Below are 25877 nucleotides of genomic sequence, written 5' to 3'. Positions count from 1 at the left end.
TGTATATTAGTAGTAAGAAGATTAGTCGATTCATGAATCCCTTCATGAGGTGAGAAACATGTACAAAATACTGGTTATCGAAGATGATGTGATGATGAGCGATATGCTGTCCATGTACATGTCTGAAGAGGGCTACGAAATTAAACAAGCTGCTACCGGCACGCTGGGATTAAAGCTGTTGGAACAGTTCGAGCCGGACGTCGTTCTACTCGATCTCATGCTGCCTGACTGGGATGGTACAGAGCTGTGCCTCCAAATACGCCAACACTCCTCGGTTCCCATTATGATTGTTTCTATGAAATCTGAAGTGTCTGAACGCGTCCAAGCACTGCGCGCAGGCGCAGACGATTACTTATGCAAGCCCTTCTCCATGCACGAGCTGAGCGCTCGCGTTGAAGCGCTCATTCGCCGAGCGAAGCTGATGCAATCTGCGGTTGCGGAAGGGGCACTTCAATCCGAGAACGACAATGAGAAAGCAGAGACGACAATCAGGCTGGATTCGGAGCGGCGCTTGCTGCTTGTACGCGGTACGCTTGTCGAAACGACCTTCTCCGAGTTTGAACTGATGAAGCTCTTCCTTACACATCCCGGAAAAGTATTCAGCCGAGAAGATCTAATTAATGCGATTCGAGGGTTTGACTCCTTTGTTACGGACCGAGCAATCGATGTACATATCGTGAATCTACGACGCAAACTTGAGAAGAACCCGAAGGAGCCGCACTATATCCGTACCGTCTGGGGAGTCGGGTATAAGTATGTGACCGAGGTGGAGTCGGTTCATTAACAATGCAAAAATCAGACGTTGTGTGCTGTTTTTTGCATTAACAATTCGAATGAACAATGAAAAAAGCAGCGCATCATTGAAGCGCTGCTTTTTTCATGAAACAAACCATATAATGACAGAAATAACAGAAGCTCTGTGCCGGGGCACGAAACTCATGCGGCAGAGCGCTTTTTTATGCGTTTTTTTAGCTAAAATTAATAAATTAACCTTACATAGCTACTTTATTCCTACTGTTTTTATGTGATAATTTACCTAGTAAGGCAATGTTGGAATTAGGTCGGAAGGACGGGTGATTGGAGATGGAAGTCAGGGATCCATTCTCTCAGCGGGCTGCTTCGCAGCGCCGTGGGAATGTGCCTGCTGATCAGGTATATGATTCGCTAACAGGCTTGCCGGGACGGAAGGCTGCATTTGCGATGTTGGCAAGAGCAGTTTCCTTGGCAAGAAGCTGCAATAGAGGCGTGCTTACAGCGCTAGTAGATATGGATCGCTTTTATCTCATCAATGAAACCAGAGGGACGGCTTTCGGCGACGAGGCGCTTCGTCAAATGGCCAATCGTCTGTGCGAGCTTACGCATTGGTCGGGCTCGGTGTTTCGGCTAAGCGGCAATGCATTCCTCTTATTCCGACTCGTGAAAATGGACGATGCTTCTATAGAATCGGACAAGCTCATCGAGGAGCTAAAGAAGACGGCGGAGGATTGGCTGGAGGTCCGCGGACAGAACCTGCAGCCATTCTGCAGTATCGGCGTAAGCAGCTACCCTGCAGACGGCGAGACGGCAGAGCGGCTTGTTCGTCATGCCGAAACGGCGCTTCAGCAAGCAAAGGCCGCAGGCGGTAACCAGGTTGTCGTTTATGCGGAAGACGGTGCTGCGCAGATCCTGCGGACTGAAGCCATCAGAATCGCGCTGCGTACCGTCCTGCAGAGCGATGAGCTGTCGCTCTATTATCAACCTCTATACGAGGTGCATGGGCGATTGAGAGGCTTTGAAGCGCTTCTGCGCTGGCAGCATCCACAACTGGGTTTAATCATGCCGGAGGAATTTGTTCCGCTTGCCGAACTGAACGGCCAAATCGTGGACATCGGCGAATGGGTCATCCGCGAGGCATGCGGGATGCTGAACAGGACCGGCGCCAGAGGACTGACGAACATGATCATATCGGTTAATCTATCGCCGAACCAGCTTGTTTCGCCGGATTTCGTAAGGTCTTTGCAGCGCATACTTGAAGATACAGCGACGTCGGCAGCAGGCTTGGAAATCGAAATTACCGAGAGAAGCATGATCGATTGCGGCGAGAAGGCTTGCGCGGTTCTGGGGCAGCTAAGAGATTTAGGCATCCGCATTGCACTGGATGACTTCGGTATCGGATATGCTTCATTGACTTATTTAAGGAAATTGCCGCTGCACACGTTGAAGCTGGAAACCTCGTATATCAGGCATATTTGCGATCAGCATGCGGACAGCGCGATTGTGAAGGCGTTGATCGCACTGATGCATGAGCTGGGTCTTGAGGTTGTGGCAGAAGGCGTAGAGCACGAGGGACAGCTGGAGCTGTTGAAGCAATGGGGCTGCGACTTCTATCAAGGGTACCTGCTCGGCATGCCGATGCAAGAGGAAGCGATCGGTACGCATCTCCTTCAGCTGCAGTCCGTGTAATAAAATAAAGGGCAGTCTGCACGAGCGCACATTCGACTTGTCGAATATACGCCTTCGTGTATGGACTGCCCTTTTCGCTATGATGTATGCAAGCCGGAGGGGGAGTCCGTTAGCACACTTCCAGATATAGCTTTGTACCGTCGCTGTATTGTAAAATAGCGACGTCACGAATCATTTCAACCGACTTGATTCGTTTCCACTTCTTACGGAAATCAAAGTTGTATTCCATTTCCAACAATTTATTATGCAGGAGCTCCATGTAGGAGAGTTGCTCGGATGGGTAGTGGACTGGAACGGAACGATTTTTGAAGGTAATGACCTTTGTCATTGGGAATGCGCCTCCGTTTACTTTAATAACCTCATTGTAAACAAAATCTTTTAGTCGCTTATAAAATCGAAATGAGACTTTTGTTTGATTTACTCAACCTTTTCTAACAAATTACAACAAATTTCGGCATGCTGAGCAGGGGGTAATGGTATTATTTGCGAAGAGGTACAATATTAATCCGCCTGTGTGTCATTCCACCAAATATAGGGTAATAACCAACAATCGGAAGGCAGGGGGATCACGTTTTGACTAATGCAAAAGCATTGTTCGCCAATATCAGTTTGCTCATCGCGCTCGCTTATTTGTTTGATTTGGGGTATAGATACCTTTTTCAATACGCGTCGAATCGTGTCAAATATGGCCTAACGATTGCGATGTTCATAATCGGCGGTTGGTGTGCGATGGCATTCGGACCGCGGATGGGCGATTTGCACCTGCTCGATCTGCGCATAGCGCCGCTTATCATTGCAGTGCTCGTCTTCCCGTCCCCGCTCGTCATCGCGCTGATCGGCGTCGGTATCGGCTTCGGGCGGCTATTTCTCGACTTTGACGAAGCGGCTATAGCAGGGTTCCTGAACATGGCTATCGTCGGACTCGTAAGTGCTTGGTTAAGCAACTGGCTGAAATGGAAGCCGTGGCGATTCGTATGGAAAAGTACGGCCACCCTACTTGTAGTAAATGTAGTGTATGCCTTAATTGTGACCCTGACATTGCTTCACCTGGATCTCATGAGTGTGCGTACGTACTGGCTGGAGTTTGGCATCTATGCGCTGCCGCTGCGACTCTTGTTATGCGCGCTGCTGATTTTTATCATTCGCGATTTCCAGAAGGAGCAGCAGCGAGTCGACGAACTGCGAACCATGAATATGCTGCTGCGCAGACAGACGCGGGAGCTGCGGGAGGCTAAGCGCGAGGTCGAAGAAAAGGCTCGCGAGCTGATGCTGGCGAGTAAATACAAATCCGAGTTTCTGGCGAACATGTCGCATGAGCTGAAGACGCCGCTAAACAGTATTATTTTGCTGTCACAGTTAATGCAGGAAGAGGATACGGATCGGTATAGTGCCGAGGATGTCCGGTATGCGGAGCTGATCAATGGGGCAGGGAACGATCTGCTGCAGCTGATCAATGACATTCTTGATCTCTCCAAGGTGGAAGCCGGGAAGATGGATATCAACTTCGAGCCGTTATCGATCGAAGAGCTTGTCCAAACGCTGCATCAGCAGTTTCTCCCGGTTGCAGGACAGAAGAAGCTGCTCTTCGAAACCGAAATTTCTCCGGCTGTGCCGGAGGCTATGCAATCCGATGCGCTGCGGGTCAATCAGATCTTGCGGAACCTGTTGGTGAATGCCTTCAAATTTACGGAATCGGGCTCTGTTAAGCTCGTTGTCAAAGTAGAGGGAGGCGTGCCGATCGAGCCTTCTGCGCTGAAGAAGCGAACGCTTCGGAATTGGAATCCGGCGTCGTGGGGCCGCCCGGCCGTGCGAGTGGTGCCACCGCAACGCATTTTGTTCTCCATTATCGATTCGGGCATCGGAATCGAGGCGGAGAAGCAGCAGCTGATCTTCGAGGCGTTCCAGCAGGAAGACGGCTCCATTAACCGCAACTATGGCGGGACAGGGCTTGGCCTGTCGATCAGCTTGCAATTGGCCCGGCTGCTCGGCGGTACGTTGTCGCTCGAGAGCCGTAAGGGCGAGGGCAGCAAGTTCACGCTGCGGCTTCCGGTTACGCCGTATGGCGGCGTGCCGATGGTGACGCAGGAGTAGGAGCGGAGGCTGAGCCGCTGTGTGCGCAGTTTGCGCCGGCAGGCTGCTGCATATGAAGTATCTAAAATGAATTGTTGCATATTGCAACACTTTTTGTGTTTTGCTCTAACGAATCCCTGAGGTCTTAAATCAGCCTAATTGCTCGATTTGAAAATCTTACGAATCGTACAGACCTTAATTCGTGCTTAGATGCCATATTCGCTCCATTTTCCCCGAAATAAGGCTTCCACGATTCGTTAGAATTGAAAAAGGGCTGTTTTCAGGCAAATAAGGCCCCTGCAATTCGTTAGCACGTAACGGAGCCGGCTGCAAAGGTCTGATTTTCAAATCCAATCGTTTCGCTCGAAAAAGGGCTCTTCACTGTACGTTAACCCCGTGTTTGATCACGGGGGATTCAAGCTCCATAGGGGGCTCACAGCGGTGCAAGATGAATGCCGGAAAGAGGATTGACGATGAGAAATGGTTGCAGTATATTGAAAAAAGCAGCAGTTCTATGCAGCAATTGCAGTTGCATGCTGGTGTAGCTCAGGGGCAGAGCAACGCACTCGTAATGCGTAGGCCGGGGGTTCAATTCCCTTCACCAGCACCATGTCTAGCTATAAATGGCGCGGCTTCCGAAGTATCGGAGATCGCGCCTTTTTGCTATTCCCAGAAGTGTGAAATCGCGGCCCGCGAGTGCAGATGAAATAGCGGCTACTATACCCCCATGACACTAAATCGGCTATAAGAAGTAGGCTGATAGAGGGGAAGGCGATCGACTACGCAGAGACAGTGGCTTTCAGGTTATGCGATAGCCACGGGAGTCTTGTCTTATACTAGAACACCTCTCCTTTCATAGTGTATTGTAGTTCGTTTGAAAGGAGGAAATCAGGTGTCAATTAAATTGAAAGTGAAGAGTGTTCAGAAGGTTGCTGCAAAATCGAAATCCCGGAAATCCAGCAGCGCGCGTGTTTCCAACGAGCAAGTGATGGGAAGCAGAAGCGGAAGCCATTGTTGCAACCAACGTGATGGCGCTGTAGAAGGTATCCAAGAGGCAGGTGCAGATCTTTCCGATTTGTTCTGTCAGCTTCGTTCGCCGGCTGTAGCTGCTAAGCTTGTTCGTGCGATCCGCTGCAGAAACCGTAAAGTCGTTGAAGAATTGATCGGCTCCAACTGTAATGTTGTCTGTTTCTTCCACCAAGGCCGGATGGCTTGCGTACGCATTTCATGTGTGTTTGGTAACTGCTGCGACGTCCGCATTACATTCGACATTTGCGTATCGATGGGAAATTGCAACAACTTCTAAATTTGATTGGCGAACCGTCTTCCTCTGTAAGGGCTGTCATCACTTCGGTGAGGCAGCCCTTATTTTGTGACGAACCCCTCCCATGACACCGGCATAGACTAACTGGAAATGGACGTTTGGCATAGGAGGGGACAGGTATGCCGTTAATTCCGAATTTTCCACAAGCGCTTCTGCAGGAACATGTGCAATGGCACCATGCCAATCATCACGATGATCCGTCGCAGCTGCCGGCGGGCTATGGTGCGAAGTTTATGCAATTCCATCGTTATTTTATCAATAAAGCGCTGCAGTGGTACTATCAACAAGGGTATGATCCGCAGCTGGTCGCGCCGTGGCAAAGCGTGCCTGAGGCGATCCGCAACACCCGCTGTTATAACAAATCGGCCGAAGCGCGCCTTATGAATAACTTACAGTCTTTCAGCTCGCTGGATCAGCTCGGGCTGTTTATCGAGGGTTCGAATTTCCATGGATGCATTCATCAAGAGGCGTCTAGAGTTTTTGGCGAAGACTTTCTGAATGATTTCGATTTGGCGCCTCAGAGTACGTATTTCTATCAAATCCATGGCATGCTTGATCAGTTCTATAAGCGGTGGGAACAGTTGGCGGGGCAGAACGGCTTCGTAGGAGGCGGCAGAGGGGCGAGCCTGGCCCGGAAGTCAGCATCCACAGGGAACCGGGGGCAGGTCAGCGCAAGCTCAGCAAGGAGTCAGTCCGGAAGAGGCAAAAAAAGGCGCAGTTCCGCCCTGCTGCTCACAAATGGAGCAGCAAAGCGCGGAATACGCCTGAATAATAGCTTGAAGGCCGTGTTACAAAGTCAGAGGCCTTCACTTGTACCGTCGAAGGGAGCTGCTGATAATCAGGGCCAAGCCGGAAACCGGCCGCCTCTGCAAGATCCAGCTCTCCGTCAAACAGGGCAATCATCTCTTCGAGGTCGGCTTCGTACACCCCGGCCACTTCTTCGGCTTGCAGGATCAGCGACCCGAGCGGCGCGTCATAAACGAAACCGTACACCTCGCTGACCTCGCGGTCTACAAACGCTGCACCCTTGGCGAATCCCGCGGCTTCCTTGCGCGCTTCGCCAAGCGGTATAAGCGCTTCATACGGAACGGGAGCGCCGAGCTCCTCTTCAATTTCGCGTGCAGCATCGCGCATCGACTCGCCGGCCGTCAGATGACCGGCAGCCGTAATGTCGTAGAAGCCCGGGTACGTATCCTTGTCCGAGCTCCGCTGTTGAAACAGCACCAGCTTGCGATTGCCGTCGCGCCGCACCAGCCAGCAGTGAATGGAACGATGCCATAGCCCTCGAGCATGTACTTCGCTGCGAGGAGCCGTTCCGAGCCATGCGCCGGCTTCGTCGTAAATGTCGAAGTGCTCTTCTTCGGAAGCGTGCCCAAGCGTGGCCATCGGACTAGGACAAGCCTTCTTGAAGCTCGGCCGGCTCGTCGTTCAGATGAGACGTACAATGGCCGCAGCGAGTAGCTTTGACGGGGATTTTGGACAAGCAGTACGGACAGGTCTTGTCCGTTGGCTCGGCCGGCTTCTCTTCCGTCTCTTTGGCATTGAGGCGGCGAAGGGTATTGGCCCCTTTAACAATCATGAAGATACAGAAGGCGACAATCGTAAAATCGAGAATGACGTTAAGAAAACTACCGTAAGCGATTTTCACGGAATCATCTGCGGACAGAGGGATAAATTTATCGGTCAGGTTGACGTTGCCAAGCAGATAGCTGATCGGCGGCATAATGATGTCGTTGACCATGGAAGTTACAATTTTGCCGAAGGCGCCGCCGATGATAACGCCGACTGCCAGATCCAGCACGTTGCCGCGGACGGCAAATTCTCGAAACTCTTTTAAAATTTTAACCATAAGTTCACTCCTTTACTTGCAATATTATAGCGCACCTCCCACTTCAGGAACAGTCCGGATGTCATAGGAAGGGTGTTCCTGCACTTTCCTGGCGAAGAAAAAAGGATAATTTGGGAAAATGTCGAATTTCACAGCTAGCAGACTTCCACAAAAATCTATCGTTATCGGAGAATCATAATGAGTGAACTAATGATTGGCGATAAGTGGATGCCGTTGATGCTGGCACTCACAATCAATTTATTTGCCTCCATCACGATGTACAGCATGATCGGTCACCTCCAAATGCTCCGTGTCATGCGGCAATATTGGCTGCTTAGCGGTGCGCTTGTTTATGGACTCGGTTTGTGGGTAAGCCATTTCATCATCTTACTGACATCAGACACCATGATTCTCATAGACTGGACCATCATTGTTAAACTGTTCAGCATAATGGCGAGCGCTTACGGTTCCTTCCGGCTGCTGGGCTCAAGGTTACCGCATACGATTCGTTTGCTGGGCTGCAGTTTACTGATGGCACTCGGAACGAGCTCTTTGATTTATTCCACGCTGCTAAGCGTGCAGGTGGAAGGCTACAGCATCCATTACCAGTTAGCATCCTTTTCGTTTCTGTTCAGCTTCCTCGGGACAGCGGTCTCTTTCTATATCTTCGAGCGGAAGAACGGTTCCATGCTGCTCGCGGGCTTACTGCTCGGCTTCACCGGCATTATTATGCAGCTGTTAGGGCTGGAAACCGTGACCGTAATCTATTCGGTCGTGCTTACCGCGGATCGACTGAACGATTACATGCAGCTGCTCTCCATCGTGCTTGGTCTGGCTACGCTGGTCATCTTCGTATTCAGCCTGGTAGCCCGGTATGTAGATCGTCGTTATACCTCTATGAATGAACGCTATAAGCTGCTGGTGGAAACATCCATCGACATGATCGCGATCATTCATGATGAGAAATGGGAATATATCAACCGGTCCGGACTCCAAATGTTTGCGGCGGACAGCGAGGCCGATATGCTCGGCAAGCCGGTCTACCAGTTTCTGCAGCCCAAATTTCACACGGTTCTCAAAAGAATGCTTCAAGTGACGAAGCAGCGGGTTCGGCAGAGCCCGATCGAGCTGGATTGGTTCACGGTGCAAGGGAAGCCGCTGCATACGGAGGTCATTGAGACCAGCACGAAGCTGTCGGGCAAGCCGGTGTTTCAAATCATTATCCGAGACATCTCGGAGCGCAAGAAGAACGAGGAGCTGCTCATTAATTCCGAGAAGCTCTATGTGGCCGGCCAGCTGGCGGCAGGGATCGCGCATGAAATCCGCAATCCGCTCACTTCCTTGAAGGGTTTCCTGCAGCTCATCGCATCCGGGCGCAACAACAGCAAGAACTATTACGACATTATGAAATCGGAATTGAATCGGATCGAATCGATCGTGAGCGAGCTGCTGATGCTCTCCAAGCCGCAAATTTACGAGCTGGCATACAAGGATATCCGCTCCATTATGGCGGATACGATTACGCTGCTGGAAGCACAGGCGATTTTGCACAATATTGAGATCGAATCGAATTTAGGCGAGGAAGCGCTATGGGTGCGAGGCGTCGAGAATCAGCTCAAGCAAGTGTTTATCAATGTGCTCAAGAACGCGATTGAGGTCATGATGGACGGCGGAAAAATCACCGTTACTTGCTTGCGTGAAGGCAATCGCATTATCGCGCGCATCGCGGATCGGGGACCCGGCATTCCGCAGAACCAGCTTTCGAAGATCGGTCAGCCTTTCTATACGACCAAGGAGAAGGGCACGGGTCTGGGGCTGATGGTGACTTACAAAATCGTAGACAATCACCAAGGCAGCATCGAAGTGAAAAGCCGTGTAGGGGATGGAACGACATTCGATATCATCTTGCCATTTCAGATTCCGGCAGAGGTTACGGATGTTGAGGTTTGGAATAAGGTCACGCCGATTCATCGGCTGCGCCAAGAAGACGAAAGCGCATCATGAGCGTATCATGATGCGCTTTCGTCATAAGCTGCATAGAGGCAGCCGGTTACCGCAGCAAGCTAATGCGATTGCCGGCTGCTTCTGCGTATAAGGGAGTGGCGCCGGCTGGCTCGCCGTCGCCGTAAATTCCTATCGGCTCTGCACCCGACCTCTGCTGAGCCTCAACGGTAACGGCCTTGCCGCGGAGCATCTTTACATAGGGAAGGCGAACATGCGCGCCGCTAAGCAGCGTAGGGAATACGCGCAGCATTTGCAGCGGAGTGCAAGTATGGATCACGCACACGTCCAGCAAGCCGTCGGTGGGCGAAGCATCCGGGCAGATCCGCAAGCCGCCGCCATAAGCCGGAACGCTGCATACGGCCGCCATCCAGCCGCGCTCGAAGTCGTGCGCGGTTCCGTCTACCGTCACCGTAATCGGACGGGGGCGATAGGACATCAGCATCTGGAAGAGGCCGATGACATAAGCGAAGGAGCCTGCCCCGAGCAGGTTGCATATTTTCTTATAGACGGAGCGGTTGACGGCTGCGGCAATTGCGGCGTCGAAACCGACCGCGAGCGCGGTAAGAACGGGTCGCATCGTCGTCTGTCCGTCTGCCGAGGCGCTGCGCAGCCGGATGAGATCTATAGGTAAAGCGCTTTCGCAATTGAGGATGCGATTGAGTGCTTCGATCGGCTCCGCAGGAATATGAAAGGCGCGCGCTGTGTCGTTGCCTGAGCCGGAAGGAATGATGCCAAGCGGCACGCCGCTCTCATATAAGGCAGGCAGTATGCTGTGGATCGTACCGTCTCCGCCGATAACGACGACTGCGCGAACTGCCGAACGCGCTGCGGGGCTGCCGGGTGATCCGCCGCCGGCAGACGCTTCGACTGCCGAGTCCGTACTGCTGGCCGAGTGTAACGCGAGCTGCTTGCGAATTTCTGCGCATGCTTCCTCCGGCGATTGAGCCAGGATCGCGCGGTACGGGAGCTTGCGGCGCTGCAGCTCAGCTTCTACGAGCTTCCATACTTTCTTGCCTCGGCCGCCGCCGGACTTGTCGTTTACGGCAAAAATCCACATGTGGTTGACGCCTCCTCTGATGTGCTCATTATAAAGGGGGATAAGCAGGTTGAAAACTTCTTTTTGCAGAAGAATCGGCTATAATAGCGAAAGGAGGCGAGAACAGAGAGATGGCAGAACCGTTGAAATTGATGTATGACATGCCGTTTCTGCGGCGATTCGCGGAGCTAACCGCATCCGAGTGGCCGGCCTTCGAGCGTGAACGCTTCACGCTGCTTGTCACCGGCGAAGGCTGGGAGGAGCTTGAGCTCAAGGGCCGAATCCGCCGAATTACGGAATCATTAGGGGCGGTATTGCCCGCATCTTACCCGGAGGCTCTGGATGTGCTGCTTGCGATTCATGAGCGTTGCGCCGGATTTCCTTATTTATTCTTTCCCGATTTCGTAGAACGCTATGGACTCTCCGATTGGGAGCGTTCCATGCATGCACTGGAGAAGTTCACGATTCAATCGACGGCAGAGTTTGCGATCAGGCCGTTTCTGCTGCAAGAGCCGGAGCGGACGATGGCTCGAATGATGGAATGGGCTCGAAGCGAGAATGAGCATTTGCGCCGTCTGGCCAGCGAAGGCTGTCGACCGCGATTGCCGTGGGCCCAGGCGCTCACCATGTTCAAACGTGACCCATCCCCAATCATTCCGCTGCTGGAGCTGCTCAAGTGCGATCCATCGCTCTATGTGCGCAAGAGTGTCGCGAACAACCTGAACGATATCGCCAAAGATCATCCTGACGCCGTAAAAGCAATTGCTGCTCGCTGGAAGGGCCAACATACGCTCACGGACTGGATCGTACGGCACGGCTGCAGAACGCTGATTAAAGCAGCCGATCCTGAAATTATGGCGCTGTTCGGCTATGAGGAAGGGGCAGCGGAAAACTGCGTGGATGCCGCTGAAATCGAGGTTATGCAAGAGAGCGTCAAGATCGGCGGAATCGTCGAGGTCCGGTACGCTTTGCGGCTGGGCGATTCGACAAGCGAGCCGATTAAACTTCGCATTGAGCTAGGTGTCTTCTATGCGAAGGCAGGGGGCAAGGTGTCGCAGAAGCGGTTCCTGCTGAGCGACAAGCGCGCGGCGCCGGGAACAAGATTGGCCGGCGGGAAGAAGCTGGACTTCACCGACTTAACGACACGTAAGCATTATCCGGGCCTGCACCGGCTTGAGCTGGTCGTGAACGGAGCTCCCGTTGCTGAAACAGCCGTAATGGTCTATGCTTCGGCCGATGAACTTAACGAGAATGGGAGCGAAGCAGAATGACCATTGGCGCGCGCGTGTTGAAAACAGGCCTCGCGGTAGCGCTGGCGGTATATCTGAGCAATCTGCTGGAGTTTCCTTCCCCGATCATCGCGGCCGTTGCTTCGATATTTACGATCCAGCCCTCTATCTCACGCTCTTGGCAGCAGATTGTAGATCAGCTGCAAACGAATGTGCTTGGAGCCATCGTGGCGCTCGCAGCCGTCCGATTATTCGGACAAACTCCGATTGCGGTTGGTTTGGTCTGCATTATCGTCATCCTGATCAGTATTCGGCTCCGTATGGAAAATACGATCGGGCTGACGCTCGTGACTGTAGTAGCGGTGATGGAAGCCAATCAACAAGGCTGGCTGTTTGCGGTGGAACGTTTCCTCATGGTACTGACGGGAATGGGTGCCGCCTTCGCGGTTAACATTCTCGTCATTCCGCCGCGTCCGCGCAAGCTGTTCACCGTTCAAGTGCAGGAAGCTTATACGCAATTATCGTTGCTGCTGCGCATGGCGATTTCCAATGAGATGCGTGAGGATGTGCACCGCAAGGAGAAAGAGAAGCTGCAAGGAACGCTGCGCAAGCTCGACGAGGCTTATCTGCTGTTTGAGGAAGAACGTTCGCTGTTGCCGCAGCGCAGGCAGGCACGCGCACGGCAATTGATTCTGTCGAAGCATCTCATCAAGGCGCTTCATCAAGGCGTCGATTTGCTCGAGGTTGTGGAGGAGCATTATTTTTCGGCTGCGGGGGCAGAAGCATGGGCGCAGCGATTCGATCGTCAGATCGAAGAACTTACGAAGTACCATGAGCAGATCCTGCTGAAGATTGAGGGAAAAATGAAACCAAGTGCTGCGATCGAGCCCGAGGAAGAACGTGAAGCGAGGCTCATTAAGCAGCTGACCGATTATATGCGCGACGACCCGGACGAGCATAAACGGCTTGTCTTCGTGGCATCTGCCATGCTGGAGTATGCGTACCATTTGCGCCGATTAGAGCGTGTGTCGGACCAGGTACAGCAGCGAGCAGACTAGTTGATAACGAGAAAACGCCCTTGTACCGGTGCTTGGCGCCGGATACAGGGGCGTTTTAAGGTTTACTCCAACTTATTCGGTTTGGCAGGATGACGCTTAGGATGCTGAAGATGAGCATCGTGGGCAGTGGCATCCTTCTTCGGATAGAGCCGAGGATCGGTCTCTCCGTTTGAATGGTTTTCCATATCGAGCTGAGTGAGCTCCCACTCGGTCGCGCCCAGCATCGGATCTGCCGGGAACACTTCACCGCGCGCGAGCTTCTCCTCACGGCCCCACTCATTCTTATATACACCGTCTACTTCAACCGGTTCTCCGGACATGGGATCCATCTGAAAATGGCCTTTTTCTTCGCTCATAACGTTCTCCTCCTGATGAAAAGACTACAGCCCGTGCTTCGTTACAGCGGCACTATCGGCTTCGGATTGCGCCTTGCTTGCCTGCGCTTTGCCTACTCCTGTTCGATCTGCCCTAGACTGTGCCTTACTCGCTTTATTCTGCAAGTGGGACGGTTGTTCACCTGACAAACGTGATCGCCTCCTGATTGCTGTTAGTCGTGAGAATCCTTTAACAGTTTGCCACAGGGGGAACGAAACTATGTGCGAATGGAATCATTGGAGACCGTTTGCGAAAAGCGGTTAGATCAGTCGCAGCCCGCAAGAAGGGCACTCCTGATGCAGATGCGTGACGGGATCGCCGCAAGCCGGGCAAGGCTCGCTGAAGGGCTCGTCTGAAGAAGCGGCGCGAGCTGCCGCGCTCTCTTGTTGTCCGCCGTTGGCGGGATCAGCTTGAACAGGGGAAGCGGTGCCGCCGAACAGCGCTTCCACGAATTGTTTGATCTCGGGATGTTTGCCTGAATCATCTGTCGATAAGCGAATCATAAAAACCATGGCTGCGACAAGTCCGCCGGCAATAAGCAAGACGATGCCGGTTGCTACTACATTCATCATATATGCGGACCCTCCCCCGGGTTATTTCAGGTGATAGCGCGACTCCAGCTTCTTGCCGCCAAACCACATGACGACGAGCAGCACGAGGGTGATCACGATGCGCCACGGTTCTTCTAGCAAATCGCCAATATTAAAGCTGAGCAGCGATACGCTGAAAATCATAACCGCTTTACCCAGTAGAATAGCAAGCGCAAAGGAACCGAAGGAAATCCCGCTAAGACCGGATACGATATTTATGATGGCTGAAGGCGAGAAAGGAAAGCAGGCAAACAGAAAGATCGGCGTAAAGCCGCGGCGCTCAATAAAAGTGAGCAGCTTCGAGGCTCTCGGGAAACGGCGGCGAAGCCATCCGCTGAAATGACCGCCCAGCTTGCGTGCGAGCCAGAACACAAGAATCGATCCGACGGATACACCAAGCCAGGAGTAGAATGAGCCGAGCCACAGCCCATAAATATTCGCATTGGCCGCAACGAATACAAGCAGCGGCAGAATCGGCAGAAACGATTCTGCCAGCGGCAGCAGAATACCGGGCAGCGGTCCGTAAGCTTTGTAGCTTTCCAGCGTTCGCTGCAGGTGTTCGAGGTCCATTTTCTTAAAGGAGTCAATCAATTCTTGCAAGACATTCATTCCGTGTTCTCTCCTTGCTATCATCACGTTTTGCCGTGGCTGCTGTCTTTAAACGCACGGAATGGGAACCAAATGTAGAAAAAACCGATTAATGCATACATAATTCCGCTGTACCAAAGTACGGCGGATTGCCCCTGCCATGTAGCCAGCGTGCCGCCGACAACAGGACCAATCATCCCGCCAATGCCCTCCACGGTCGAGAAAATTCCCCAACCGAGCCCCTGCTGCTTAGGAGGCACATAATTGGCCAGCAGCGCATTCCAAGCAGGGAGCAGCGTGGCGTAAGATAAGCCGAGGACGGCCGTAAGCACGATGCATTGCCACATAGGCGGAGCAAGCGATAGGAGGTAAAGCGCAACGCCGATCATAACGAAACCGAGGACGAGGAACCACTTCTTCCCGCCAAGGATGTCCGATAAGCGTCCCAGAGGGATGAGACCGACTACGGTGCAGGCGCCGCCTGCGAGTAAGAGCAGCGAATATTGCGCGCCGTTCATCCCAAGCTTGTTCTCGGCGAAGCTCGGCAGAATCGGAACAAGCATGCCCGCACCCATCGTTTGAAGCACCATTCCGGGCAGCAGCAGACGCATATGCCGAAGACGTTCCTTTAGTATTACGAGCTGTTCGCGTAATGGTAGCGAAGAAGTTGCGCCATCCGATTTTTGGTTGCTGATGAATAGGGAAAGCAGCCAGCACAGCAGTGCCATGCCAAGCAGCAAATAATAGGTCCAAGCCGTGCTGTGATCGAGCAAAATATTCGTCACAATCGGTCCGGCACCGATGCCGACGAACCAGATCGTGTATAGAAAACCCATCTGCATGGCCCGGCGATCTTCGGAAACCTTCGTCAGGCAAACGATCCATATCGGCGATATGCCGACGCCATATAAAGCGGCAGCGGTAATGAACAGCCAGGGCTGCTCTGCGAATTGAAGGAGGAATATGCCGACGAGCGAAGCGAATAAGCCGGTATGCACGACAAACCGGATGGAGAAACGATCAAGCAAGTACCCGATGGCCATCTTGAGCGCGGTGTCGGTTAAGTAGTGAGCGGTAATGGCAATGCCGATGATGTCGAGGGACAAACCGAGCGTCTTCTCTCCGAAGATCGGAAGGAAGCTGATCAATGCAGCGCCGCGGACAAATTCAACCAGAAATAAAATGACCGAGAACAACACGATTTCACGGCCGAATAGACGAGTAGTAATGATGTCACATCCCCTTTGGGCAGGTTAATGGAGCATTTTATCACCAGCGGGCAGACGTCTTCTTCATTATATGCAAGCTGGAACAAAAATCCAAGTTATGCCTCCGCAACTGGTAAAGCATAGAGTTCCCCAAATAGCGGCGGATCATTGCTTGTAACAGTAAGAGACAGCAAAAAAGCCTGACCGCTCCAAGGGAGGAGCGGCCAGGCTTTACAAAAACATTAAATAAGGAGATTGAACAAAACGGGATCCTTGTTCAGCTCCAGGAAGTTAAGTCCCTTCTTGTGCATGCGCGCAACGAGCGGTTCGTAATCGTTGCGGTTCTTGAGCTCGATGCCGACGAGCGCAGGACCGTTGTCTTTGTTATGCTTCTTCGTATATTCAAAGCGGGTAATATCATCATCGGGTCCGAGCACCTCATCGAGGAATTCGCGCAAAGCGCCTGCCCGCTGCGGGAAGTTGACCATGAAGTAATGCTTTAGCCCTTCGAATACGAGCGAGCGCTCCTTGATCTCCTGCATGCGATCGACATCGTTATTGCCGCCGCTGACGACGCAAACGACCGTTTTGCCGGCGATTTGTTCCCGGTACAGATCCAGCGCCGCGATTGGCAGGGAACCTGCCGGCTCGACGACGATCGCATTCTCGTTGTACAGATCCAGCATTGCGGTGCAAGCTTTGCCTTCCGGCACGAGAATAATGTCGTCGATCATATCCCGGCACATGCGGAAGGTGAGTTCGCCGACTCGTTTAACGGCAGCGCCGTCCACGAACTTATCGATCGTATCCATCGTCTGCACTTCGCCCGCATCAAGCGAGGCACGCATGGAAGCGGCGCCTTCCGGCTCAATGCCGATCAGCTTCGTGCTTGGCGAGACGGCTTTGACATAAGCGCCTACGCCTGCAGCAAGACCGCCGCCGCCAATGGTGACGAACACGAAGTCCGGCGCAGATTCGATTGCTTCCATGATCTCTTTGCCGATCGTCCCGTTGCCCGCGATGATCTTCGGATCGTCGAAGGGATGGATGAAAGCAAGATCATCTTTGCGGCTCGCTGCAATCGCTTCGTTGAACGCATCGTCGAACGTATCGCCGGTTAAAATAATTTCTACATCGGCACCGCCGAAGAAAGCGACTTGATTGACCTTCTGCCGAGGCGTGGTGCTGGGCATATAGATTTTGCCGGGGATACCGAGCGTATGGCAGGAATAGGCGACGCCTTGGGCGTGGTTGCCGGCACTGGCGCAGACGACGCCGCGCATCAGACGTTCTTCGGGAAGCGATTTGATCAAATGATACGCACCCCGCAGCTTGAATGAACGGACGACCTGCAAATCCTCCCGTTTCAGATAAACATTGCAGCCGTAGCGTTCGGACAGCACACGGTTATGCTGCAGAGGTGTACGTGCCGCCACTTCCTTTACGTGCATTTGCGCTTGTGCAATTTCGGTCAAACCAACAGAGATCGTCGAACTCACATTCCATTCATTTCCCATGACAGCCCATTCCTCCCCGGATATTTATAAACAACAAAAAAATCCCGTCCCTCAAGGGACGAGATTGATCTCGCGTTACCACCCTGCTTCCGTTAAACCCTTCGTCACCGAAGGATGAAACGGCTCTTTGTCACGTACTAACATACGCGCTCCGTATAACGGCGGATACCGTCCATGCTTACTGACCAAACTTCAAGCAAACTTGAAGCGGGCGGGTTCTGCAGGGCTTCTTCGGGAGGATGCGGCATAGCTCGGCAAACGTCGGCTTTCAGCGGGTGCGCCGACTCTCTGGGGATTGTCCATAGCGATGTGCGTGTTCCCATCAACGAATTTCAACATTCAATTAACCTTGTTATACTCCCAAGCCAGCCAATTGTCAACGGGCATTTGCCTAGGATATTTAGCCAACGGCCCGGTAATGATGAGGGGACATGAACATGAGGAGTGTATGCGCATGCCTTTTCGAAGCAATCGAGGGCTCCAAGTCGTCATCGTCATATTTGTCATTCTATGGGGGCTGCTGGCGCTTTATCCCGTCCATGTGTTTGACTGGTGGATGGAAAATATATTGAATTTCCTGGCGATCGTCGGACTTGTAATCGGATATCGCTATTTCAAATTCAACAACCTCGCCTATACGCTGATCATGATCTTCATCTTGCTGCATACAGTTGGCGCGCACTATGCATACGGATTAACGCCTCTGGATCGCCTCATGCACCATCTGTTTCATTTTAAGCGGAATCAGTATGACCGCGTGGTTCATTTTGCTTTCGGCTTATTGCTTGGTTATCCGGCAGTCGAGGTGCTGACCGGCGTCACGGGTTTGCGCAAAGGCTGGTCTTACTTACTCGTTCCATGGTTGCTTCTGGGCTTCGCTGCGGTTTATGAGATTGGAGAGATGTATGTGGTGTTTGTTGCCCCTGCGGAGAAGGGGGACATGTTTCTTGGTGCGCAGGGGGACAAATGGGATGCCCAGCACGATATGGAGGTTACGCTCTATGGCGCGATGATTACGATGCTGTGGGTATGGTTTTATAGACGAAGAGGTAAATCAGTCTAGGTTTATATATGCAATAATAGAAATCGTCTAGATAAATTCGAATGAGGTCGTGACTCTGTCTAAATAAGTGTCGGGAGAGGTTGTTCGACTAATGAGGGGCGGGCGACTTTTTGGCATGCAAAAGAGGGTGTTGCTGTAAGACGGATAGGATTATAATGGATGGCATGGGAATGAGGAGCAGGATGGGAAGTGGTGCGAGTGAATACAACGCTTTATATGGTCAGGCATGCGGAATCCTCCTATTCGCCTAAAGAGGACCGTACGCGGGGCTTGTCTGCAAGAGGACAAGAGGATGTTCACCGAGTAACGGCGCTTTTGCTAGATACACCTGTCGACGCAGTCGTTTCCAGCCCGTATGCCAGAGCAATGCTGACCGTTCAGGGAATAGCCGAGCAGCGCGAATTACCGATTATTCCGTTTGAAGAGCTGCGAGAGCGACAGCTTCACGGCATTGACTATCCGCTGGCAGAAGGCGAGTTTCAGGCGGCAATTATGCGATCCTTCGCAGATCACGATGCGGTGCTTCCCGGCGGGGAATCGTTCAGGCAGGCGCAGCAACGGGCGGTGCCGGTTATCAAAGAGCTGCTCCGTGATTATCGGGGCAAATCCATCGTTTTGGGGACGCACGGCAATGTGATGAGTATGATTTTGCATGCGTTCGATGCTCGTTACGGCTGGGAGTTCTGGAAGAACACCTCGATGCCGGACGTGTACCGACTGGAATTTCAACTGGATGAGCTGATAGGAGTGGAACGTTTATGGAGCTGACCTACCGAGAGATGTTAGCGGCAGACTACGATGAATCCCACGCATTATGGCTGAAGACGGAGGGAATGGTGCTGAGCGAAGCTGATGCCCGCAAGGAAATCGAAGCCTACTTAGCTCGCAACCCCGGCTGCAGCTTCGTCTGTGAAGATAGCGCCGGGCAAGTGGCGGGTACGATATTAGGCGGGCATGATGGCAGGCGCGGCTTTATCTACCATGTGGCTGTATCGCCGGATCAGCGGGGCAAGGGGATAGGCGGGCAGCTCGTGAAGCTGAGTTTGGACAAGCTGCGCGAAGCGGGTATTCAGAAATGCCATCTGTTCGTCTTAGAGAACAACGAGATTGGCAATCGCTTCTGGGCGCGGTCGGGCTGGATGAAACGATCGGGTATTGCGATTTTTTCGGCGGATACGTAGTGTGAGTATTGTCAGCTGGGTAGCGGGTTTCTGCAACATTTTTATTAGAGGCGTTAGTTGCAAGGCCAATAGATATCATTAATAACTAGGAGGCATAACCAAATGAATCAGACAAGCATTCAGCACATGGTTATTTTCAATTTGAAGCATGAGCAAGGATCGGCTGCGGCCGAGCAGTTCTTGAACGACGGCGAGCGTCTGTTGACCTCGATTCCGGTCGTGAAGGCGTTTAGCGTGTTTAAGCAAGTAAGTGTGAAAAACGACTACGATTACGGCTTCTCCATGGTGTTCGACAGCCAAGAAGATTACGAGACTTATAACGCGCATCCGGTGCATGTTGATTTTGTCGAGAACAGATGGATTCCTGAGGTTGACCGCTTCCTTGAGATTGATTTTAAAAAACGATAGAAAATAGATCGAGAGCTTGCTGCCTCATGAGGAAAACACAGGCTGGGAGGGATACGGAATGACAAGGCGGCAAGCTGCCGCAGGCGCGGTGCTCTCGCTCGCTTTTCCGGGAGTTGTGTATGCCATTCTTTATGCCATTGTGGAACTGAAGAATAGGCAACCGCAGGATTATGCGTACCATGACAGTTACTTTCTGGTGATGCATGTCGGGTGGATCGGTTACATGACCCTCGCGGCGGCAGTGATGGTGTTATATGCGATTGCGGTTGCCGGCTATCGGTTCGTAAAGCGGCTCGGAAGAGGCTAAGCGGCCTCGGGAGAAGGACAAACGGAAGTTGTTGGCTGTTAAACCGAAGTGGGCGGTGGTCGCTATGTCGCGTCTGATTAAACATGCTGAGCTTCATGAAGCGGGAGTCGTGCAGTTAACGATTCGGGAAGCTTTTCAAGAGTTTGAGGGCAAGCTGGTTCCGCAATCGGGGGCGCTGAGGGAAACCGAAGCGAGCATTCGCGGCGAAATCGCGGGAGGCGGCGGTGCCGTGATTGTCTGGGAAGGTGCCGAGCCAGTTGGGGCGGCGGTTTACTCGTTCAAGGACACATGCTTGTATATCGGCAGAGTTTCCGTGAAGCCGGCTTGGCGCGGCAAAGGCATAGGGCGCGAGATCATGGCGTATTTAGAGGGTTTCGCGGTCGAACGCGGCTGCTCGGAAACCGAAGTTGGCGTGAGGCTGTCGATTCCGGGCAACGTAAACTTCTACGCGGGGATGCGTTATGAGGTAAGAGAGCATCTATTCTACCCCGAGGGCGCGGATAGCTGGTATGTGATGAGGAAGAGGATGTTTTCGTGAAAAAAGGAGCTGCCTTATCATCCGGGTTGGATGGTGGAGGGCAGCTCCTTTTTGGATTTGTAGGAGCGGTATCGGTTACCGCTCTTTAGTCGAACATGCCGGATTTCGCTGCATGTGCGGTATGAGTTACCGCTATTGAGCTGAAAAGGTCTGTTTTGGCTAATGTGGGGGAACTGTTACCTTACTTTTCTGCAGATGTGTTGCTCTGAGGGCGACATTTTGGCTCGATTAGTTGCTCGGATTCGATAAAATTCGCTCGAACTCTGTGGTGAGGAGCGGCACGACCTCGAACAAGTCGCCGACGATGCCGTAATCGGCTACGCCGAAGATGGGGGCGTCGGGGTCCTTGTTGATCGCGACGATGACGCGGGATTGGCTCATGCCGGCGAGATGCTGGATGGCGCCGCTGATGCCGCAGGCGATGTAGAGCTTTGGCGTGACCGTTTTGCCGGTCTGGCCGATCTGCAGCGCGTAGTCGCAGTAGCCCGCATCGCAGGCACCGCGCGAGGCGCCGACTGCGCCGCCGAGCACCTGTGCCAGCGCTTCGAGAGGCGCGAAACCATCTGCGCTGCGCACGCCCCTGCCGCCGGCGATGATGATATCCGCCTCGGCGAGATCGACTCGTCCGCTGGCTTTGCGCACGACGTCGCGGACGATGGTCCATAAAGGCGGCGCGGCGTAGGGGAGCGCCGCTATCGTGCCCTCGCTGCCGGCATCGACCGGCTCCGCGACGGGCAGGTTGTTCGGCCGCACCGTGATGACGCACGGTGCGCCCCGCTCGATGCGCCGCTGCTCGAACGCCTTGCCGGCGTAGAGCGGGCGAGTGAAGATCGCGTCTGCGACATCGCCGTCCTCCGGCACGGTCACGGCAGTCACATCCGCGATGTGGCCGCCATGCACGGCGGCGGCCACGCGGGGCGCGAGCTCGCGCCCCGCCGCGGTGTGGCCGAGCAGAATGATGCTCGGCTGCACCGCAGCAATGGCTGCGCCGATGGCGGCGGCGTACGCCTCGGGCGCAAAGCCCGCCAGGGCGGGGTCGTCGACGACATGGACGACCCCCGCCCCCCGGGCGGCAAGCTCGGCGGCAGCCTCAGCGAGCGCCGCCGAGCTTGCCGGCGAACCGCCGCCGGCCAAGACGGCGTGCACGCTGCCGCCGTCACCGGCCAGCAGCCTGGCGACGCCGAGCGCTTCCAGCGCCACGCGCCGCAGCTTGCCCTCCGCGCACTCGGCATACACGAGTGCCGTTCGTTTCAATGAATCGCTCATCGCTCGTATACCTCCATAGCATAAATGGTGGTGCTCTCAGAACAGCTTCGCTTCGCGCTGCAGCAAATCGGCCAACGCATCGGCCTGCTCGCCCGGCGTGCCGGCGAGCTTGCGGCCCGCGGCGCGCACCGGCGGCGCAAGCAGCGCGACCGATCGGTCCGCCCGCGCCGTGGCTGGTTAGCAACAAAGCAGCATGCGTAGGGATACACATTGGCGGTAATTCGTAATAATGCGAGAAAGTAGCTTACCTAGGGATCTACATTAGCGGGAAATCAGCAAATGGAGAGAAAGTAGATCACCCAGGGATCTACTTTGACATCGAAAGGGACAGACCTTAAATAGCCGCTTTTGCTCCGCAGCAGCTTCACCGCGATCAGAACAGCTTCGCTTCGCGCTGCAGCAAATCGGCCAACGCGGCAGCCTGCTCGCCCGGCGTGCCGGCGAGCTTGCGGCCCGCGGCGCGCACCGGCGGCGCAAGCAGCGCGACCCGCTCCGTCCGCGGCGCAAGGTCATCCGCGCCTAGCCCGAGCTCCGCTGCGGTTACTTGCTTAAGCGGCTTGCGCTTCGCTTTCATAATGCCCGGCAGCGAAGGGTAGCGCGGCTCGTTCAGCCCTTGCTGCGCGGTAATGAGCGCGGGGAGGGGGACCTCCACCGTCTCCAAGCCCCACTCGGTATCCCGTTCCACGACGGCGGTCAACCCGCCGCTGCTTGCCCAAGCCGCACCGCTTTTTGCATTTCCCGCACCGCTCCCGCCGCCAGTCCGCACCTCAACCTTCAGCGCCGCAGACGCATGCGGCAAACCGAGCAGCTCCGCCGCCTGCAGGGCGACGCTTCCCGCTCCGCGGTCAACGGCAAAAAGCCCGGCCAGCAGGAGGTCCGGCTGCAGCGACTTCACGACTGCGGCCAGCGCCGCCGCGATGGCGCGGTCGTTCCCATGCAGCCCCTCATCGCTGATATGCACCGCTTCGTCGGCTCCCATCGCAAGGCCGGTGCGAAGCGCCTCGACGGCGCGCTCCGGTCCGCAGCTGACGACGGTGACGCTGCCGCCATGGGTGTCGCGCAGCCGAAGCGCTTCTTCAAGCGCGTACTCGTCGTAAGGGTTAATGATGTATTTCACGCTGTGCTCGGATACAGCCCCGCCAACGAGCTCGATTTTTTCCTCCGTATCAAAGGTTTGCTTCATCAGAACCACTACTTGCATCGGTACCAAACACCTCCCGATCGTTCGTATCAGTCATACGGCCGCTCTGCGTCCGAATACGATAAACTAAGCCCTCTATACATGCTTCGCCCAGTGTTACCTTATGAACTTGGCCCTTAAAATAGACCGCGGCGGCCGCCTTCGATGGAGCCCTTTCCGCATGTTACCGCTTGGGAGGACATATACTGAATCACTCCGCGATTCCAGAAAAGGAGGGATCCTTGTGGGGTTTTTAAGTGCGCATCTGCTTGCGGCGTTGTTGCGATGGCTGCTTTTTGCAGGGATGACGGGAACTGCGCTCTGGTGCTTCTACACCGTTGTGATGCGTCGCGTAGGTTACATTCGGATGGGCCGCAACGGGGGGCCGAATTGGCCATCCTCTGCCGCTCGCGATACGTCCGATCCCGAAAATGATAACCGCGAGGAGATGCTGCATACCTCTTCCTTCGCGGCAAACGCAGCGCTCGCATCGGCGGCAACGGGAAACGAGAGTACGCGCAGAGGCTGGGACTGGGTGCTTCAGGTGTTTGGCCATCGGAAGCTGCTGAAGGATATTCGCAGCGGGCTTATGCATGTCGTCATCTTCTATGGCTTTATCGTGCTGCAATTCGGTGCGATTGATATCATCTGGAAAGGAATTAGCGGGAAGCCGCTGCCGCTGCCGGCTTATGAGGCTTTTGTCCAATCTCAGGAAATAACCGTGGTGCTCGTTCTTTTGGCAATTTTGTACGGCGGCTTCAGGCGTTACGTCGAGCAGCTTAGACGGCTCAAGAGGGGGTGGAAGCCATCCCTCGTGCTTTGGTTTATTGGCGGGCTGATGGTGACGGTCCTCCTCACGCAATCGTTTGACAGACTGCATGCGCCTTGGCAGCTGCAGCTCCAAGCGAATTCCCTTTACACGAGCCATGCTCCCGTTTCTTCCGCAATAGCGGAAGCGCTGCGGGACATCGGCATGACGGCTGCCGTGGGAAGGGTTTTCTATGAGTTGTTTTGGTGGCTGCACTATGCGGTGCTCCTGGCATTTCTGGTGTATGTGCCGCAGTCGAAACATTTTCACATCATGACAGCGCCCATTAATCTGTGGCTTCGCCGCAAAACGCCTCCAGGCAGGCTGGTACCGCTCGATCTGGAGGATGAGGAAGCGGAGTCCTTCGGCGTCGGCGCGGTGGAGCAATTCACGTCCAAACAGCTGCTGGACCTCTACGCATGCGTCGAATGCGGGCGCTGCACCAACGTTTGTCCCGCTTCAAACACCGGCAAGCTGCTGTCGCCCATGCATCTCATCGTGAAGCTGCGCGACCACCTGACCGAGAAAGGAGCGGCGATTACTTCCAAATCGCCGTGGGTCCCATCGTTTGGCGGGCAAGTCGAAAAGCTGCAAACGAGCGCGCATGTGATGACGAGCGCAACGCCGATATGGGTGCACCGCAGCAACGCTCACCATTCGGCGGCAACGACGACGACGACGATCGAGCCTACGATGACCGTGCAGCAGCAAGCATGGAACGTACACGAGGATACGGCGGTTTCGGAAGTGGCGCTGATCGGCGAGGTGATGACGGAGTCGGAGCTATGGGCCTGCACCACCTGCCGCAGCTGCGAGGAGCAATGTCCCGTCGGCAACGAGCATGTGGACAAAATCATCGACATGCGCCGCTACCTCGTCCTCATGGAAGGCCGCATTCCGGCAGAAGGCCAGCGCGCGATGAACAATATCGAGCGGCAAGGCAATCCGTGGGGACTGCCGCGCGGCGAACGTGCTGCATGGCTGAAGGCGTATGAGGCTGAAGCGGCTGCTCTGAGCGGCGGCGGTGGCGTTCAACAACCGGCAAAGCCCGTGCGGACGATGCAGGAAGCCGTTCGGCAAGGCGAGCAGCCGGAGCTGCTGCTGTGGGCCGGTACGATGGGGGCGTATGATCAGCGAAGCCGCAAGGTGCTTTTTGCTTTCGTTCGTTTGCTGCAGGAGGCCGGCATTCCGTTTGCCGTGCTGGGCGGCGAGGAGAAAAACTCCGGCGATACGGCGCGGCGGATGGGCAACGAGCTGCTGTTCCAGACGCTTTGCCGCGACAATGTCGAGACCCTGCAGCGTTATGGCATTCGACGGATTGTCACGATTTGCCCGCATACGTTCAATTCTCTCAAGAATGAGTACTCGGACTTTGGTCTAAGCACGTCGGTCGTTGTCGAGCATCATACTACGATGCTTGCCCGCCTTGTCGCGCAAGGCAAGCTGCGGCCCGTACATCAGGTAAGGGAGCGGATCGTCTATCACGATTCCTGCTACCTAGGCAGATACAACGGTATCTATGATGCACCGCGCCAAGTGCTTAATTCAATCCCCGGCGTCAACCTGGTGGAGATGGAACGAAGCCGGCAAAACGGGATGTGCTGCGGAGCCGGCGGCGGCCTCATGTGGATGGAAGAACGCACCGGACTGCGGGTTAACGAGGCCAGAACTTCACAGGCGCTGGAAACCTCTCCGACGGTTATCGGTTCGGCTTGCCCGTATTGTCTCACGATGATGGAGGATGGCATCAAGCAGCTTGGCGCGGAGGAGAAGGTCAGAGCAAGGGATGTTGCGGAACTGCTCGCCGAAAGTGTATTCGGAAAATCGCAAGCAAGCACTGTCACTTAAAAGGGGGGA

26 protein-coding genes and 1 tRNA gene are annotated in these 25877 nt (G+C 54.3%); 15 read left to right on the top strand and 12 right to left on the bottom strand.

Annotated features, from left to right (window positions below):
• Positions 1–58: 58 nt before the first annotated feature.
• Together I8J30_RS26985 and I8J30_RS26980 are read left to right on the top strand one after the other, a co-directional pair.
• Positions 59–784 carry a response regulator transcription factor gene (locus tag I8J30_RS26985; RefSeq protein ID WP_210663452.1) on the top strand — a complete coding sequence of 242 codons (726 nt, stop codon included), beginning with the start codon at positions 59–61 and terminating at the stop codon, positions 782–784.
• Between the two features lie 299 nt (positions 785–1083).
• Complete coding sequence (locus I8J30_RS26980; RefSeq protein WP_210663450.1) at positions 1084–2442, top strand: putative bifunctional diguanylate cyclase/phosphodiesterase; 1359 nt, start codon at positions 1084–1086, stop codon at positions 2440–2442.
• Between the two features lie 109 nt (positions 2443–2551).
• Here I8J30_RS26980 and I8J30_RS26975 read toward each other — a convergent pair whose 3' ends face one another.
• Positions 2552–2770 (bottom strand): hypothetical protein, encoded by a 219-nt coding sequence (locus I8J30_RS26975; protein ID WP_091224188.1) that lies wholly within the window; start codon positions 2768–2770, stop codon positions 2552–2554.
• Between the two features lie 245 nt (positions 2771–3015).
• Here I8J30_RS26975 and I8J30_RS26970 point away from each other — a divergent pair, with 245 nt between their 5' ends.
• The 3 genes from I8J30_RS26970 (at position 3016) to I8J30_RS26960 (ending at position 5818) form a co-directional block, all read left to right on the top strand.
• On the top strand, positions 3016–4533 hold the full coding sequence (locus I8J30_RS26970) for a sensor histidine kinase (RefSeq protein ID WP_210663448.1): 1518 nt from the start codon (positions 3016–3018) through the stop codon (positions 4531–4533).
• Between the two features lie 514 nt (positions 4534–5047).
• Positions 5048–5122: transfer RNA gene (locus tag I8J30_RS26965), tRNA-Thr, on the top strand.
• A 282-nt stretch (positions 5123–5404) separates the two neighbouring features.
• Positions 5405–5818: a hypothetical protein gene (locus tag I8J30_RS26960; RefSeq protein ID WP_210663446.1), complete on the top strand. Its 414-nt coding sequence runs from the start codon at positions 5405–5407 to the stop codon at positions 5816–5818.
• Between the two features lie 750 nt (positions 5819–6568).
• Here I8J30_RS26960 and I8J30_RS26955 read toward each other — a convergent pair.
• Positions 6569–7222 carry an NUDIX hydrolase gene (locus I8J30_RS26955; protein ID WP_210663444.1) on the bottom strand — a complete coding sequence of 218 codons (654 nt, stop codon included), beginning with the start codon at positions 7220–7222 and terminating at the stop codon, positions 6569–6571.
• Positions 7223–7226: 4 nt separating this feature from the next.
• Entirely contained in the window at positions 7227–7685 is a 459-nt protein-coding gene (gene mscL, locus I8J30_RS26950) for a large-conductance mechanosensitive channel protein MscL (protein WP_210663442.1), read from the bottom strand.
• 177 nt (positions 7686–7862) lie between these two features.
• Between mscL and I8J30_RS26945 the strand changes: the two genes are divergently transcribed.
• A complete protein-coding gene (locus I8J30_RS26945; protein ID WP_210663440.1) occupies positions 7863–9668 on the top strand; it encodes an ATP-binding protein in 1806 nt (601 codons plus the stop codon).
• 46 nt (positions 9669–9714) lie between these two features.
• Here the strand turns inward: I8J30_RS26945 and I8J30_RS26940 are convergent, their stop codons facing one another.
• Complete coding sequence (locus tag I8J30_RS26940) at positions 9715–10725, bottom strand: diacylglycerol/lipid kinase family protein (protein ID WP_210663438.1); 1011 nt, start codon at positions 10723–10725, stop codon at positions 9715–9717.
• Between the two features lie 110 nt (positions 10726–10835).
• Here I8J30_RS26940 and I8J30_RS26935 point away from each other — a divergent pair, with 110 nt between their 5' ends.
• Both I8J30_RS26935 and I8J30_RS26930 read left to right on the top strand, forming a co-directional pair.
• Positions 10836–11975 carry a DNA alkylation repair protein gene (locus tag I8J30_RS26935; RefSeq protein WP_210663436.1) on the top strand — a complete coding sequence of 380 codons (1140 nt, stop codon included), beginning with the start codon at positions 10836–10838 and terminating at the stop codon, positions 11973–11975.
• Positions 11972–12991, top strand: a complete 1020-nt coding sequence (locus I8J30_RS26930; protein ID WP_210663434.1) for an FUSC family protein — start codon at positions 11972–11974, stop codon at positions 12989–12991. Before I8J30_RS26935 ends, I8J30_RS26930 begins: the two co-directional genes overlap by 4 nt.
• Positions 12992–13053: 62 nt before the next feature.
• On the opposite strand, the gene I8J30_RS26925 is transcribed toward I8J30_RS26930, so the two are convergent.
• The 6 genes from I8J30_RS26925 to ilvA all read right to left on the bottom strand — a co-directional run bounded on the left by I8J30_RS26925 (position 13054) and on the right by ilvA (position 17269).
• Positions 13054–13347, bottom strand: coding sequence for a transposase (locus I8J30_RS26925; protein ID WP_210663432.1), 294 nt, complete (start codon positions 13345–13347; stop codon positions 13054–13056).
• 24 nt (positions 13348–13371) lie between these two features.
• The gene (locus I8J30_RS26920; RefSeq protein WP_210663430.1) at positions 13372–13515 is read right to left on the bottom strand and encodes a hypothetical protein; all 144 of its coding nucleotides are present in this window, start codon (positions 13513–13515) and stop codon (positions 13372–13374) included.
• A 111-nt stretch (positions 13516–13626) separates the two neighbouring features.
• The gene (locus I8J30_RS26915) at positions 13627–13938 is read right to left on the bottom strand and encodes a hypothetical protein (RefSeq protein ID WP_210663429.1); all 312 of its coding nucleotides are present in this window, start codon (positions 13936–13938) and stop codon (positions 13627–13629) included.
• 21 nt (positions 13939–13959) lie between these two features.
• The gene (locus tag I8J30_RS26910; protein WP_091224166.1) at positions 13960–14565 is read right to left on the bottom strand and encodes a TVP38/TMEM64 family protein; all 606 of its coding nucleotides are present in this window, start codon (positions 14563–14565) and stop codon (positions 13960–13962) included.
• 23 nt (positions 14566–14588) lie between these two features.
• Positions 14589–15743, bottom strand: a complete 1155-nt coding sequence (locus tag I8J30_RS26905; RefSeq protein ID WP_338044961.1) for an MFS transporter — start codon at positions 15741–15743, stop codon at positions 14589–14591.
• Positions 15744–15994: 251 nt separating this feature from the next.
• Complete coding sequence (gene ilvA, locus I8J30_RS26900) at positions 15995–17269, bottom strand: threonine ammonia-lyase IlvA (RefSeq protein ID WP_210663427.1); 1275 nt, start codon at positions 17267–17269, stop codon at positions 15995–15997.
• 454 nt (positions 17270–17723) lie between these two features.
• Here ilvA and I8J30_RS26895 point away from each other — a divergent pair, with 454 nt between their 5' ends.
• The 6 genes from I8J30_RS26895 (at position 17724) to I8J30_RS26870 (ending at position 20766) form a co-directional block, all read left to right on the top strand.
• On the top strand, positions 17724–18332 hold the full coding sequence (locus I8J30_RS26895) for a DUF2238 domain-containing protein (RefSeq protein WP_210663425.1): 609 nt from the start codon (positions 17724–17726) through the stop codon (positions 18330–18332).
• A gap of 198 nt (positions 18333–18530) precedes the next feature.
• Positions 18531–19100: a histidine phosphatase family protein gene (locus tag I8J30_RS26890; RefSeq protein WP_338044960.1), complete on the top strand. Its 570-nt coding sequence runs from the start codon at positions 18531–18533 to the stop codon at positions 19098–19100.
• Positions 19091–19513: a GNAT family N-acetyltransferase gene (locus I8J30_RS26885; protein WP_210663422.1), complete on the top strand. Its 423-nt coding sequence runs from the start codon at positions 19091–19093 to the stop codon at positions 19511–19513. Before I8J30_RS26890 ends, I8J30_RS26885 begins: the two co-directional genes overlap by 10 nt.
• Before the next feature lie 102 nt (positions 19514–19615).
• Positions 19616–19921, top strand: a complete 306-nt coding sequence (locus I8J30_RS26880; RefSeq protein WP_210663420.1) for a Dabb family protein — start codon at positions 19616–19618, stop codon at positions 19919–19921.
• Positions 19922–19979: 58 nt separating this feature from the next.
• Positions 19980–20228: a hypothetical protein gene (locus I8J30_RS26875; RefSeq protein ID WP_210663418.1), complete on the top strand. Its 249-nt coding sequence runs from the start codon at positions 19980–19982 to the stop codon at positions 20226–20228.
• Between the two features lie 28 nt (positions 20229–20256).
• Positions 20257–20766, top strand: coding sequence for a GNAT family N-acetyltransferase (locus I8J30_RS26870; RefSeq protein WP_210663416.1), 510 nt, complete (start codon positions 20257–20259; stop codon positions 20764–20766).
• A gap of 228 nt (positions 20767–20994) precedes the next feature.
• Here the strand turns inward: I8J30_RS26870 and I8J30_RS26865 are convergent, their stop codons facing one another.
• The gene (locus I8J30_RS26865) at positions 20995–22020 is read right to left on the bottom strand and encodes an electron transfer flavoprotein subunit alpha/FixB family protein (protein ID WP_276316188.1); all 1026 of its coding nucleotides are present in this window, start codon (positions 22018–22020) and stop codon (positions 20995–20997) included.
• A 385-nt stretch (positions 22021–22405) separates the two neighbouring features.
• Positions 22406–23233 (bottom strand): electron transfer flavoprotein subunit beta/FixA family protein, encoded by an 828-nt coding sequence (locus tag I8J30_RS26860; protein ID WP_210663412.1) that lies wholly within the window; start codon positions 23231–23233, stop codon positions 22406–22408.
• 283 nt (positions 23234–23516) lie between these two features.
• On the opposite strand from I8J30_RS26860, the gene I8J30_RS26855 reads away from it, so the two are divergent.
• Positions 23517–25868 carry a (Fe-S)-binding protein gene (locus I8J30_RS26855; RefSeq protein ID WP_420831256.1) on the top strand — a complete coding sequence of 784 codons (2352 nt, stop codon included), beginning with the start codon at positions 23517–23519 and terminating at the stop codon, positions 25866–25868.
• Positions 25869–25877 lie beyond the last annotated feature (9 nt).

The organism is Paenibacillus lignilyticus, assembly GCF_017942085.1.
Classification (GTDB): domain Bacteria; phylum Bacillota; class Bacilli; order Paenibacillales; family Paenibacillaceae; genus Paenibacillus_Z; species Paenibacillus_Z lignilyticus.
Note: the sequence above shows the minus strand (reverse complement) of the source record. Positions and strands in the feature narration are given on the sequence as shown.